General features: G+C 37.0%; 9 protein-coding genes. All 9 read right to left on the minus strand.

Going from position 1 to position 13,951, the window contains the following annotated elements; all coding sequences use genetic code 11:
* Positions 1-90: 90 nt before the first annotated feature.
* Complete coding sequence (locus ACQKCJ_RS00075) at positions 91-1,275, minus strand: aldose epimerase family protein (protein WP_271335134.1); 1,185 nt, start codon at positions 1,273-1,275, stop codon at positions 91-93.
* A 103-nt stretch (positions 1,276-1,378) separates the two neighbouring features.
* Positions 1,379-2,887 (minus strand): L-arabinose isomerase, encoded by a 1,509-nt coding sequence (gene araA, locus ACQKCJ_RS00080; RefSeq protein WP_271335133.1) that lies wholly within the window; start codon positions 2,885-2,887, stop codon positions 1,379-1,381.
* A 273-nt stretch (positions 2,888-3,160) separates the two neighbouring features.
* Positions 3,161-3,862: an L-ribulose-5-phosphate 4-epimerase gene (locus ACQKCJ_RS00085; RefSeq protein WP_072957886.1), complete on the minus strand. Its 702-nt coding sequence runs from the start codon at positions 3,860-3,862 to the stop codon at positions 3,161-3,163.
* Positions 3,846-5,537 carry a ribulokinase gene (locus ACQKCJ_RS00090; RefSeq protein WP_427401107.1) on the minus strand — a complete coding sequence of 564 codons (1,692 nt, stop codon included), beginning with the start codon at positions 5,535-5,537 and terminating at the stop codon, positions 3,846-3,848. The genes ACQKCJ_RS00085 and ACQKCJ_RS00090 overlap by 17 nt, the downstream gene beginning before the upstream one ends.
* A 166-nt stretch (positions 5,538-5,703) precedes the next feature.
* On the minus strand, positions 5,704-7,689 hold the full coding sequence (locus ACQKCJ_RS00095; protein ID WP_427401108.1) for an alpha-L-arabinofuranosidase C-terminal domain-containing protein: 1,986 nt from the start codon (positions 7,687-7,689) through the stop codon (positions 5,704-5,706).
* Positions 7,690-7,996: 307 nt separating this feature from the next.
* Positions 7,997-9,979, minus strand: a complete 1,983-nt coding sequence (locus ACQKCJ_RS00100; RefSeq protein ID WP_427401109.1) for a glycoside hydrolase family 127 protein — start codon at positions 9,977-9,979, stop codon at positions 7,997-7,999.
* 12 nt (positions 9,980-9,991) lie between these two features.
* Positions 9,992-10,972, minus strand: a complete 981-nt coding sequence (locus ACQKCJ_RS00105; RefSeq protein ID WP_271335128.1) for an arabinan endo-1,5-alpha-L-arabinosidase — start codon at positions 10,970-10,972, stop codon at positions 9,992-9,994.
* Between the two features lie 119 nt (positions 10,973-11,091).
* Positions 11,092-12,066 (minus strand): glycoside hydrolase family 43 protein, encoded by a 975-nt coding sequence (locus tag ACQKCJ_RS00110; RefSeq protein WP_271335127.1) that lies wholly within the window; start codon positions 12,064-12,066, stop codon positions 11,092-11,094.
* Positions 12,067-12,323: 257 nt separating this feature from the next.
* On the minus strand, positions 12,324-13,946 hold the full coding sequence (locus ACQKCJ_RS00115) for an arabinan endo-1,5-alpha-L-arabinosidase (protein ID WP_427401110.1): 1,623 nt from the start codon (positions 13,944-13,946) through the stop codon (positions 12,324-12,326).
* Positions 13,947-13,951 lie beyond the last annotated feature (5 nt).

Consider the following 13,951-nt stretch of genomic DNA (forward strand, 5'->3'; position numbering starts at 1 on the left):
TTCGTGGCAAACTTATCCCATAAAAAACCCCGAAAGCATAACTTTCGAGGTTTCTTAGAGAATTACTGAACTATTAAACAAATTCTAAAACTATTTCTTTACTGAGAATTTAAAAGTAGTTTTAGTTTTATAATTTTCTCCCGGGTTTAAAACCGTTGTTGGGAAGTTTTTCTGATTTGGAGAATCCGGATAATGTTCTGTTTCTAAACAAAGACCCGTTCTATGACCGTACATTCCACCTTTGGGAGTTGGTAAAGTTCCGTCAAGGAAATTTCCGGAGTAAAACTGAATTCCAGGTTCATCTGTTGTCATTTCCAAAACTCTACCGCTTGCTGCGTGGTATACTTTTGCGATGATTGTTTTTCCTTTTTCAGGATTGTTCAATACCCAGCAATGGTCGTATCCTTTTCCTCTTTCTAATTGTTCGTTTTTAACCTCGATGTCTTTTCCAATTAATTTTGCTTTTCTAAAATCGAAAGGTGTATTGGCAACATCTTCTAATTTTCCTGTTGGAATAAGAGTTGCATCAACCGGAACTAATTTATCAGCATTTAAAGTCAATTCGTGATCTAAGATTGTTTTTGTAAAATCTCCTGATAAATTAAAATACGAATGCTGAGTCAAATTCACAACCGTTTTCTTATCTGTTGTTGCTTCGTAAAGAACTTCTAACTGATTGTCATTTGTTAATGTATAGGTTACAAAAACTTGTAAGTTTCCCGGATAACCTTCTTCCATATCTTTGCTTAAATAAGATAATTTTAATGTAGCTTCTGCTCCGGATTTTGCTTCTTCAGCTTTCCATACAACATTAAAATATCCTTGCGGTCCGCCATGCAACGCATTTGGTGCATTATTGATTGCTAACTGATATTGTTTTTCATCTAATGTAAACTTTCCTTTCGCAATTCTGTTTCCATATCTTCCGATCAAAGCTCCAAAGAATGGATTTTCTTTCTCGTATTGTGCCAAAGAATTAAATCCAATTACTACATTTTCAGAAACTCCTTCTTTATTAGGCACCTTCAAATCTGTAATTCTTCCTCCAAAAGTGATGATGTCAACTTCCATCCCATTTTGGTTTTTCAGTTTATAACTGTCGACTTTTTCTCCCTTGGCAGTAGTTCCGTAAGCAGATTTTTCGATTGTAACTGTCACTTTTTCATCTGAAGAAACTGTTGTAGCATCCATTTTTTTATCGTTTTTGCATTGAACTGAAATTGCTGCCAAACTCAACAAGCTAATTCCAAAAACACAGCGTTTTAATACATTCATAAATAATAGTTTTAAATATTGTAAAAAGTAAAATGTGAAAAATTTAAAAGTAATAAAAAAACTTAGAACCTTAGCAACTCAGAATCTTAGCAACTTTAAAAAATTAAAGACCGTGTTGAAACAAATGATAATAAGCTTCATTAGCATTAATCTTATCTTTGAAGTCTCTAACGGTAGTTTTCTCATCAATAACCAATAATTCGATTCCTGCGATATCCGCGAAATCTTCCATATATTCTGTTGTGATGGCCTGACTGTAAACGGTGTGATGTGCTCCTCCTGCTAAAATCCATGCTGTTGCTGCGATATCAAGGTTTGGTTTACAATCCCATAAAACTCTGGCTACCGGCAATTTTGGTAAATCTGCTAAAGGTTTTATTGCTTCAACTTCATTCACGATCAAACGGAAACGGTTCCCCATATCTACCAAAGAAACATTGATTGCTGCTCCGGCAGGCGAATTAAACACCAAACGTGCAGGATCTTCTTTTCCGCCAATTCCTAACGGATGTACTTCGCATGAAGGTTTTGCCTCTGCAATAGACGGGCAAATTTCTAACATGTGAGATCCTAAAACATACGATTTTTGTGGTGTAAAATGATAGGTGTAATCTTCCATGAAAGACGTTCCTCCTTCAAGACCAACGTTCATAACTTTTAATGCACGAACCATTGCTGCTGTCTTCCAGTCGCCTTCGCCACCAAAACCATAACCGTCGGCCATTAATCTTTGTGTTGCAATTCCTGGCAATTGTTTCCAAACTCCAAGATTTTCAAACGTATCTGTAAAGGCTCCAAAACCTCCTTCTTCAAGGAAAGCTCTTAAACCTAATTCTATTTTTGCTGCTTCTACTAATGAACTTCTTTGCGCTCCGCCTTCTTTTAATGAATCGGTTAAAGAATAAGAAGATTCGTAAACTGCCAATAAATCATTTAATTGTTGCTCTGTAACTTTCTCGATATGTTTGGTAACATCTGATGAATCATAACCGTTAACAGACATTCCGAAACGAATCTGAGCTTCAACTTTATCACCTTCCGTTACGGCAACTTCACGCATATTGTCTCCAATACGGGCTACTTTTAAGTTTTGAAGTTCATCCCAACCCAAAGCTACTCTTGTCCAAACACCAAGTTTATTTAAAACACGTGGATCTTCCCAATGTCCAACAACCACTTTACGTTTTTTACGCATTCTGGACATGATAAAACCAAACTCACGATCTCCATGCGCCGATTGATTCAGATTCATGAAATCCATGTCGATTGTTCCCCACGGAATTTCGGCGTTGTATTGTGTATGCAAGTGGCATAATGGTTTCTTTAAAATACTTAAACCGCCAATCCACATTTTAGCCGGAGAGAACGTATGCATCCAGGCAACAAGACCAATACAGTTTTTAGCAGAGTTTGCTTCTAAACATAAATCCAGAATTTGCTTAGGCGATTTTAAAGTGTCTTTGCAAACAATTCTTACCGGAATGTGCGATGAAGCGTCTAAACCTTTTGCCATAATTGCAGCATGTTCTGCCACTAATTTTAATGTTTCCGGTCCGTATAATTCCTGGCTTCCTACTACAAACCAAACTTCTTTTTGAGATATATCAATCATGTCTTTATTTGTTTATTTTGTTTCAAGTTTCAGGTTTCAAGTTGTTGGAATCTGCAAATCTTGAATTGTTAATTTTTTGTTTCAGGTTTTCTTTGTTTCAAGTTTGCTTCGCCTGTTCGAGCAGAGCTCTCGAGTCAAGTTTTGAAATGTCGAAAATCTTTGTTATTTATCTTTTTGTTATTGTTATTTCTAGTTTTTCTTTGTTTCACGTTTCGGGTTTCACGTTCCAACAACTTGAAACAAAGAAAAACCTGAAACCTGAAACAAAATTCCTTACTGTCCGTAATACGAGTCTTTTCCGTGTTTACGATTGTAATGTTTTTTTATTAGAGAATCTTTTAATCTTGGTGCGTTTGGGTTTATTTGTAAAGTCAGATAAGCCATTTCGGCAACGACTTCTAAAACTTTACTGTTGTACACTGCTTTTGCTGCATTTTTCCCCCAGGCAAATGGACCGTGATTTCCAATCAAAACCATTTCTACTTCTTCGTACGAAAGATTTTTTTCTTTGAAACAATCCAAAATCTGAATTCCTGTATTGTGTTCGTAGTTTCCTTCGATAAGCGAATCTGCCATCGGGGGCGCACACGGAATATCAGCTGTTAAATGATCGGCATGCGTGGTCCCAAAGATTGGAATATCTCGTTGCGATTGCGCCCAGGCAACAGAATAAGTGGCGTGTGTATGTGCAACGCCTCCAATATTTGGCCAGTTTTTATATAAATAAGCATGTGTTTTAGTGTCTGAAGACGGACGCATAGAACCTTCGATGATATTGTTGTCAAAATCAACAATCACAATATCTTCGGGTTTTAGGTCTTCGTACGGAACGCCGCTTGGTTTTATGGCAAAAACACCATTTTTTCTATCCACCGCACTTACATTTCCAAAAGTATATACAACCAAATTCAATGCGTTTAACTGCATATTGGCTTCGTAACATTCTTGTTTTAAATCTTTATAAAGAGAACTCATGTTTTGCTGTTTTTATAGTTGGATCTTCAAAAGCACTTAACTGATCGTACGCCAGCAACAGTTTATGATACGCTGCGACTTTATCTAATTGAGGGAAATATTCTCCGTCAAAATCACTTCCTATTTTTTGGCTTGCTTCGATTACATTTGGATAAATTCCGGCTGCAACGGCTGCATAAATTGCCGCTCCTAAAGCAGGAGTCTGATCTGAAGCTGCAATTTTAATTGGCTTGTTTAAAACGTTAGCCAAAGTCTGCATGATAAAAGGTGATTTTCTGGCAACGCCTCCAATTCCGATAACGCTGTCAATTTTTACTCCTTCTTCTTCAAAACGATCTACAATTTTCTTTGCTCCAAAACAGATTGCATTTACTAAAGCTTTGAAAATATGCGGTGCTTTTGTTCCTAAAGACAAATTCGAAATCGCACTTTTTAATTCCTGATTGGCATCTGGAGTTCTGCGTCCGTTGATCCAGTCTAAAGCAATTGGAAGACTTTCTGAAACCGGAATTTTCTCTGCTTCTTTCGTTAATTCTACAATTAGTTTATCGCTGAATTCTTCTCTTAATTGTTCTTTTTGAGCATCATTTAAAACTGTTGAAGCAGTCAATAAATGATCTGTTGGCCAAAGCAATAATTCTTTGTACCAAGCCAATAAATCTCCAAAAGCAGATTGTCCGGCTTCTAAACCAATAAATCCGGGAATTACAGATCCATCCACTTGTCCGCATATTCCGCGAACCGTTTTTGTACCAACTTCATCATAAGAACCAACCAAAATATCGCAGGTCGAAGTTCCCATAACGCGAACCAAAGTATTCTCGCCAATTTTTGCTCCTACAGCTCCTGAATGTGCATCGAAAGTTCCTACTGCTATAACTGTATCTGTAGAAAGTCCTAAACGATCTGCCCATTCTTTGCTTAAATTTCCGGCAACAACATCAGAGGTATACGTTTCATCATATAAATTACCACGAAGTGTTGCCAAATATGGATGCAGTTTTCCTAAAAATTCTACTGGTGGCAAACCATTCCAGTGTTCGTGCCACATTGCTTTGTGACCCGCAGCACAACGGCTTCTTTTAAAGGTTTTTAAATCTTTATCTTCAATTAATAAATAAGTCATTAAATCGCAATGCTCCATCCAGGTGTGCGCTGCATTTTGAACGGCTTCATCTTCTCTGGCAATGTGCAAGATTTTTGCCCAAAACCATTCAGATGAATAAATTCCGCCTACATATTTTGTTACATTTTCTCCGCCCCAGCTTACCGCCAGTTCGTTGATTTCGTTTGCTTCATTTATAGAAGTATGATCTTTCCACAATACCATCATCGCATTCGGATTTTCCTCAAAACCTTTTGTTAAGGCCAACGGAATTCCGTCTTTCGTAACAGGAACTGGAGAAGATCCGGTCGTATCAATGCAAATTCCGCGTACTTGTGAAGGATCAACTTTACTTTCTTTTATAACGGTTTGAATCGTGATTTCTAATCCTTCAATATGATCTAATGGATGTTGACGAAATTGATTTATAGATGCGTCACAATATTGCTTGTTTTTCCATCTTTTATAATGAGAAACATTTGATGCCAGCTCTTGCCCATTTTCAGTATCTATTAGCATCGCCCGAACAGAATCTGTTCCGTAGTCCAATCCTATAACGTAATTTTTCATTGAATTCATTTTTTAATAATGACAAATATAAATATAATTATTTTATAAGTGTATAAAAAACACTTAACAAAAACAGCTGTTGTAATTTTTACAAATAATGCATCAAAACAGCGCTTTAGCATCAAAACAGAAAACAAACGTTGATTTTACATTTATTATGTTGCGATTATTTCATCTTTATCTTCAAAACGGTAACTGAGTATGCCGGAAAATCATATTGCACTTTACTTCCGTTTACCTTAAACTCAGTTTCTTTTGGGCTAATTTTGGTTGGAAACTCAAAAGAATTTTCATCATTTATTCCGTCTCCTTTTAAAGTTATCGCTGTTCCTTTTGAATTTAATTTGGCTCCTTTTACATCAATTGAAGCATTTTGTGCCGATGCAGAAGCATTTACAATTTTCAGGATTACTTCCTTAGAGTCAATATCTTTTACTGCTGATGCAAACAAATCGTTTTGTCCTGTAACTGCTTTTCCGTCTTTTGTAATATTGATTAAATCAGTTCCTTTATTGTTAGAGAATAATTTCTGAACATAATAATTGGGCGTTCCATAAGATTGCAAATTGTTGAACCAAATCATGTCCGGTGTCCATTGCCATCCTTCAACGTGAGCCAAAAGTGGTGCGTAAGAAGTCAGGTGCACTACCTCAGCATTACGTTCCATTCCCGTCATAAAAGCCGCTTCAGAGAAAGCACATTCCCAGTTATTTTTATTGTCCGGACTTGCAATTGCTACACTTTGCGCTGCATATTCTCCTGCAAAAATCTTTGGTCCTTTACGATCGTAATTATCGTAACGTGTTACATTTTTACGAAACCATGCCGGATCTTTATAATAATGTTCATCAACGATTTCTGCGTTCAGTTTTTTAAGTTCGGTCATACCGTAATCAAAATAATCTCCATCAGGATAAGGTCCAGTTCCGGAAACGATTATGATGTTTGGATATTTTGCTTTGATGGCTTTTTGAAACACTTTGAAACGCTCGATATAATCAGGTCCCCATTGCTCATTTCCAACTCCGATATGTTTTAAGTTGAATGGTTTTGGATGTCCCATATCAGCTCTGACTTTCCCCCAGGCAGTAGTTTGATCGCCATTTGCAAATTCAATTAAGTCTAAAGCATCTTGTACATAAGGATCGATTTGATCCATTGGAACCAATTCTCCTGTGTTGAACTGACACGCCATTCCGCAGCTTAAAATAGGTAACGGCGCAGCTCCAATATCTTCTGAAAGTTGGAAATATTCGAAGAATCCTAAACCAAAACTCTGGAAATAATCCGGCGCCAATTTATGTGCAAACTCGGTATTCCAACGGTTGATCATCGTTTCTCTGTCTTCTACATTTCCAATTGATTTTTTCCATTGATAACGCAACGCCAGTGTTTTTCCTTCTACAATACATCCGCCCGGAAAACGTAAAAATCCTGGTTTCAAATCGTATAATAATTGTACTAAATCAGCACGCATTCCGTTTTTTCTGCCTTTCCAGGTATCTTCCGGAAATAACGAAATAGCATCTAAATCAATAACTCCGCTTCCTTGAAAAGTGATTCTGATTTGTGCTTTTGCTTCGGTTGCAGTTGCGGTTAATTGTGCAGTATAATTTGTCCATTCTTTTGATGTTGGCGTGATTGAAGTTTCTCCTAAAACCTTTTTGTTTTTATCAATGAATTGGATTTTTATCTTAGAAATATCTCCTGAAATTTTTGAAGCTTTCAAGGATAAATTATATTTCAAATCTTTCTTGATTCCCATTCCTCTGAAACCTTCGTTGATCATTTCATAACCGTTTGCATCGTTGATTGTAACACGGCAATAATTATGATTGGTTCCTTTTTGCGAATACTGAATAATATTGGCGATTCCGGATTGAAGGTTTAATTTGTGGCGGTCGCTGTTGGGTTCGTTCCATCCCATCATAGGCGTTTCGAATTCGAATGATCTGTTTTTGATCATTTCGGCATACAAACCTCCATCGGCAGCAAAATTGATATCTTCAAAAAAGACTCCATACATCGTTGGCTGAATTTTGGTAACTGATTTTGCAGCGTCTACCTGAAGGTTATTTTTTTGTGCCGAAGCATAAAAGCCATTCAGCAATAAACCACAAAGGGTAATTTTGGTAATTAAATTGGACTTCATTTTTATTTTGTTTGTGTTTTAATGGCACGCGGATTATACTGATTCACTAAAGTGAAAACGCGGATAAAAACGGATTTTTATTTTTGTTTCACGCAGATTTTTGCAGATCTGAGCAGATTTTTTTTAATCTTTTTAATTCTTTATTCTGATTGTGCCTGACGGATTGAAATCCGTCTCTACAATATAAATCGTTCCTCCGGAACTTTTTTAAATCTTTTTTAATCCTATTATCTACGGTATTATCTTTCTTCTTGCCTCTTTATTCTATACTCTTTGTTCTATTCTCTTTGTTCTATTCTCTTTAATCTCAATTCTTATAATCCAACCAAACTTTCATTTTTCCAACACCTCTATTCGACCAGCTGTAATAAGGTATTGCTTTGAATTTTGAATTTTCGATGACGTTTACGCCTTGCAATAAATTCGGTTCTTTTTTTACTGTGAAAGTATCTTTGGCGGCTACATCTATTTTATCAAAATTGGTTTTGTTGTCGATTTCTTCTACGGCGTAAACGATTGGTCCGTATTCTAAAGAGACTTTGTTTTTATTAGATTCTACTTTCGCGTTTGTTTCTACTTCCTGAACTTCCATTGGGAAATTAAGATTGATTTTATCACCTTTTTTCCAATTTCTGGTAATGGTGAAATAACCGTCTTGTGGCTGAATCGCCAATGTTTCTCCGTTCAGATTAATTGATACTTTTTGAGTAGAAGCTTTTTTATAAGTGTATAAATCGCCCGGCAAAACTTCATTTCTTGCCCAACCCGGAACTCTCAATTTGATCGTGAATTGGCTTTCTTTTTTCGGGTTAACCGAGATTACTACTTTTCCATTCCAGGGATATCCTGTTTGTTGTGAAATCTCTAAATCGGTTTTTCCTAAAGTGAAAGAGGCGTTGTTTGAAGCGTATAAATTCACATATAATGCATCTTTTGATTTTGAATAAATCAATCCCGGAATCGATGGAACAAATCGAATTAAATTCGTTGGACAACAAGAACAATCAAACCAAGCCTGACGCGTACACGATCCTCTGTTTGATTTAAAAATGCCATCAGATTCTAAGGCATTTGGATAGAAAAATTCTTTTCCGTTTAATGAAATTCCAGAGATTAATCCGTTGTACATCGTTCTTTCGATCACATCAAAATATTGTGATTTACCCGTTAAATTATGTAATCTGTGATTCCAATATACATCTCCAATGGCAGCGCAGGTTTCGTTGTAAGCGGTTAAATTTGGCAATTCATAATTTTCTCCAAAAGCTTCTCCGTCATGTCTTGAACCAATTCCGCCTGTGATGTACATTTTTTTGTTGACCATATTATCCCATAACTTATTTACGGCATCGGTATATCCCTGGTCTTTTGTCATGGCGGCGATATCTGTCATTCCTGCATACATATAAACGGCTCTTACGGCATGACCAACCACTTCATTCTGTTGTACGACCGGAATATGATCTTGTGCATATTCGCCATATAATTTGTGATTGTTTGAATTTCCGCGATTGTCCAAAAAGTATTTCGCCAGTTTTAGATAGTCTTCTTTTCCTGTAATTTGGTATAATTTGATCAAGCCCGTTTCTACAATCTGATGCCCTGGAACGCCTTTTACCTGACCTGGTTTGTCGCCAAAAGTTTTTACTAATAAATCTGCATTTTTGATCGCAATGTCAAGGAAATTTCTTTTTCCGGTTGCTTCATAATGCACGACGGCAGCTTCAATCAAATGTCCTGAATTATAGCATTCGTGACTGATTTGTAATGATTCCCAACGTTTTCCCTCGATTACGGGAACCCACGGCGCTGGTGGTTTTGCCGGATTTATAGTTCTCCAGGTTGTTAGGTAACCGTCTTTTTCCTGACCAATTTTTACAATGGCAATTAAGGAATCCAGTACTTTTTCAAGTTTTGGGTTTGGCGCACTGATCAAAGTATTCGATGCTCCTTCGATAATCTTGTAAACATCCGTATCGTCAAAAGGCATTTCCCCTCTGACTTCTCCTGTTTTTTGTTTTCCTGCGATTAAAAAATTCTCGAATCTCCCTTCTTCATTACATTTCTGAATGGCGTATGCAATCGTAATTTCCTGCACTCTTTTAATAATCGGCAACCAAAAAGAATCTGTCAGTTTTACATTTTGAATGTTGACCGGTTCAATTTCGTAACCCGCTTTTAATGCTGAAGTTTTGCTCGATTGCACTACATCATTCTTCGTTTCTTTACAGGAAACAAAAATTATAAGCGATAGAAAAATCGTTAAAATTGGAAAAGTATATTTTTTCATTATATTGTCATTCTATTTTAAAACGGGCCATAAATCATTGTCCCAAACCATTTCTTTAACTATTAATCTTGGCACTCCATTGGTTTTCTTTTCGTAAGCGTGGTAAAAAATATAATCTTTTCCATCAAATGTATAAGCGCTGTTATGGCCTACGCCAAAGTAATTTTCATCACCCTGAACTACAATACTTCCTCCGCCTTCGTTTAGTGATTTTCCATTTTTATCGACATAAGGTCCTGTTACGTTTTTAGATCTTCCAACAACGACTTTATAGGTGCTTTTTTCTCCGCGACAGCATAAATCCCAAGAAATAAATTGATAATAATAGCCGTTTTTCCTGAAGATAAAAGGAGCTTCAATTGCGCCATCGCCCGGATCTGAATCCGCTAATTCGAAGGTTCTTTTGCGTTTTGCAATCGTATGCCATTCTTGTGGCTGTGCGATTGATTTTAAATCCGGATTTAGTTTTACCAATTTCAATCCTTCCCAAAAAGAACCGAATGATAACCACGGTGTATTGTTTTCGTCGAAGATTAAATTAGGATCGATGGCATTCCACATATCACGATTAGGTTGCGATTGAATCACAATTCCCTGATCGACCCATTTGTAATTTTTATCTTTTGGATCTAAAGTTATATTGGTCGCCACGCCAATCGCCGATGTATTTTTGGCGAAAGCCGAAACGGAATAATACAGATAATAAACCTTGTTGTGTAACGAAATATCCGGTGCCCAAATGTGATTTTTGAAATCGGCTGCAACGCCATCTGCCCAAACTGGTTTGTCTTTGAAAACTTGTGGCTCGGGATTCCAGTTTTTTAAATCTTTAGAACTGAAAACACTGATTCCGTTACCGGTACAATACAAATAATAAGTGTCTTTTTGTTTGATGACAACAGGATCGTGCACTACTATTTCCTGCGCAAATGAGAGTGAACCAATCAATAAGATTAGAATAAAAAATGTCTGTTTTATGTTTTTATAAACCATATAAGTGATATAAGTAAATTTAAATTTTGCGCTGACTTGAAACTTTTTAAATCATATAAGAAAACTGGAAACTGCGACTTAAAACTTTTTCTATTCTGAAAACTGCGACTGAAAACTATTTACTGAATTCCTTCAGAAGTCATCACTACTCGTTTCATTGTTCCATCTTTATTGTAATACAATTTATCGACACAAACAGATCTTCTGAAACTTCCTCCGTTTGGAATTGACGCTCCATTGTGATAAATAAAATACGATTGTCCTTTAAAATCTATAATTGCTTGATGATTAGTGTTACTGTTTCCTGCTAATTCATTCAAGATTCCTTTAAATTCCCACGGACCATTAATGGATTTACTCATCGCATAAGCTATTTTTTCAGGAAACTCATAAGCGTATGATAAATAATACCAGTCTTTATGTTTGTGAATCCAAGGCGCTTCGGTAAAGTGAGGTAGATCGATGTGCTGAATTGCCCCGTCTAATTCCAGCATATTGTCTTTTAATTTTGCGTAATGACACGCGGTATTTCCCCAAAACAAATAGGCTTGTCCATCGGTATCGATATAAACCGTTGGATCGATATCGTCCCAGCTTATATTGGCAAATTTGGTCATGTCATTTGTAATCAAGGCTTTTCCTAAAGCATCTTTAAAAGGCCCTGTTGGACTATCCGAAACTGCAATTCCAATGGCTTTTCCGGGTACTGAACCATGCTCAACCGTTACATACCAATAGAATTTTCCGTTTCTTTCAATTACTTGCGAAGCCCATGCGTCACCTTTTGCCCATGCAAAATCAGATGCTTTTAAAGGCACCGGATGCGATTCCCATTTTTTCATATCTGATGAAGAATAGACTACCCATTCGTTCATTTTATAGAAGTTGAAATCGTTTGGCGCTTCGTCATGACCAGCGTATAAATAAACTTTGTCTTTGTAAACCAATGCCGCAGGATCGCCTGTGTATTGATCTTTGATGATCGGGTTATTGAATTTTTTGGGATCGATTTGAGTTTTATTAGATTGTGCCTGAACTACTGGAAAGCAGGCAAGCAAAACTAAAAGCGACAGGCTTGTAATTGTATTTTTCATTATGATTTATTTACACATTATTTTTTCACGCAGATTTTTATTTTTTAAGTCATGATAAATAAGTCCCGTCGGGGTGACATATTTGCAATTCTTGAGAAAAACTTATATATCGCTCCGCTGGAGCTAATAGAAACAACCTATTATATTCGCTATAAATATTACGCTCCGCTGGAGCTTTTAATACCCTAAACTACTTTCTTGAAATCTGTGGCTATTATTGAATGTTGGAATTTGGGATTTAAAAAATTGGAATTTTCTTAATTCACTTTCTTGCCCCAAACCGGTAATCCTGCTGATGTTAAACCGGAATAACTCAAAGTCACTTTTCTGGTGGCCAGTTCCCAATCCCAGGCATCAGATACATTGCATTTTACTCCGTTTACGGTTAGGATCTTTTTGGAGCTGTCATACGACCAAGCACCTGTAACATCTCCGCCTACTTTTTTATCGGCAGTTAAATAAACCGTAACGGCTTTCTGAATGACTTTGTATTGATAATTCATTGTTATTTGTTCCCAAGTTCCCACAAAACTAGCTTCTGTAATTGTTGTTGCCGGAACTCCGGCATAACGTTCTGCTTCTACAACCGGCCAACCATCTTCTGTCCATTGAATACCTCGAACGTGTCCCATCATTACAGCATTCGAAACTGCAATTCCTGGAACTCCTTCGGGCAAACGCGCTTGTGATGCATAATACCATTGTTTGGTATCAGGATTTTGGAAGATTCCACAATGTGAGATTCCTACCCAGCCTGTATGATTTTTAAAAGAATAAGGATGTGTCAACATTGGGAAACAATCTGCTCCACTTGTAATGCTGCTTCCGCTAATGGTTTGATAAGGTCCTAAAATGCTTTTTGAACGAGCTACACGTGTATTATAGGCAACAGATAATTCGTCATAAGCCAGAAATAAATAATAATATTGAGTCTCCGGATTGTAGATAATTTCTGGTCCTTCGAGTGCTTGCCAACGGTTTGAATTTACATTTCCGCGTCCTGCAATACGTGTTCCGTAATCGTCAATTGTTTTTAATTTATCCGGCTTTCCCGTTGTTGGATTCAGTTTTAAGGCTGCGATTCCGGAATGCCATGAACCGTAAATTAAATACTGATCGCCTTCAGGAGTTTGTATAAAACTTGGATCGATGGCGTTGAATTTAAAATAAGCATCCCAATCGTTTCCTCCGTTTCGAACGTAACTTTTTACACCGTCAGGTTCTGAGCAAACTACCATTCCCTTGTCTATCCAATTATTGGAAGCCAAATCATCTGTCTCGGCTAAGCCAATAAAAGCACGTTCTGTCCAGGAAGTATTGGTGTCTGTTCCCACAATTGGGTTTGTTACTACGATGCTGTAATACATTCTGTAGATATTACCCACTTTGCGAACACAAGGTGCCCAATATCCATAATTAGGGTTTGTAATGGCGGGCAATGCAGGAGACATTCTGGCTCTTTTATTGTTTAGGGAATCTTTTACCCAAGCCGGAGCTTCGGTCATGGATGATCCCATAAATTCCCAATTGATTAAATCTTTTGATCTTCTGTAAAAGAAATGACCGTGTCCGTCAGTTGCATTTCCATAAGAAGCATCGGTTTGATACATATAATAGTATTCACCACATTTTTCTACTGTTGGATCGTGCACGTTGGCTAAATTCCATTGTGCTTTACTTCCCCAACTTGAGATTGCGGTATAATTATCTGCGTAAGTTGGTCCGGGAAAAGCAGGCGGAACTACTACAACAGGTGGCTCAACAACCGGATCAGGATCTTTTGCAGGATCATCACTTGAACAACTTGTCAATGCAACTGCAATTAAAAAGAGCCCTCCTATATATGAAACTATTTCTAAAATGGAATTTGATTTTTTCATTTTTT

It is taken from the genome of Flavobacterium sp. NPDC079362 (assembly GCF_050267765.1).
In the GTDB taxonomy this organism is placed as follows: Bacteria; Bacteroidota; Bacteroidia; order Flavobacteriales; family Flavobacteriaceae; genus Flavobacterium; species Flavobacterium azizsancarii.

What these genes read in the sequence shown, in the direction of transcription:
- ACQKCJ_RS00075 (WP_271335134.1), bottom strand. Translation starts at nt 1,275, where the DNA reads ATGAATGTATTAAAACGCTGTGTTTTTGGAATTAGCTTGTTGAGTTTG.
- araA (WP_271335133.1), bottom strand. Translation starts at nt 2,887, where the DNA reads ATGATTGATATATCTCAAAAAGAAGTTTGGTTTGTAGTAGGAAGCCAG.
- ACQKCJ_RS00085 (WP_072957886.1), bottom strand. Translation starts at nt 3,862, where the DNA reads ATGAGTTCTCTTTATAAAGATTTAAAACAAGAATGTTACGAAGCCAAT.
- ACQKCJ_RS00090 (WP_427401107.1), bottom strand. Translation starts at nt 5,537, where the DNA reads ATGAAAAATTACGTTATAGGATTGGACTACGGAACAGATTCTGTTCGG.
- ACQKCJ_RS00095 (WP_427401108.1), bottom strand. Translation starts at nt 7,689, where the DNA reads ATGAAGTCCAATTTAATTACCAAAATTACCCTTTGTGGTTTATTGCTG.
- ACQKCJ_RS00100 (WP_427401109.1), bottom strand. Translation starts at nt 9,979, where the DNA reads ATGAAAAAATATACTTTTCCAATTTTAACGATTTTTCTATCGCTTATA.
- ACQKCJ_RS00105 (WP_271335128.1), bottom strand. Translation starts at nt 10,972, where the DNA reads ATGGTTTATAAAAACATAAAACAGACATTTTTTATTCTAATCTTATTG.
- ACQKCJ_RS00110 (WP_271335127.1), bottom strand. Translation starts at nt 12,066, where the DNA reads ATGAAAAATACAATTACAAGCCTGTCGCTTTTAGTTTTGCTTGCCTGC.
- ACQKCJ_RS00115 (WP_427401110.1), bottom strand. Translation starts at nt 13,946, where the DNA reads ATGAAAAAATCAAATTCCATTTTAGAAATAGTTTCATATATAGGAGGG.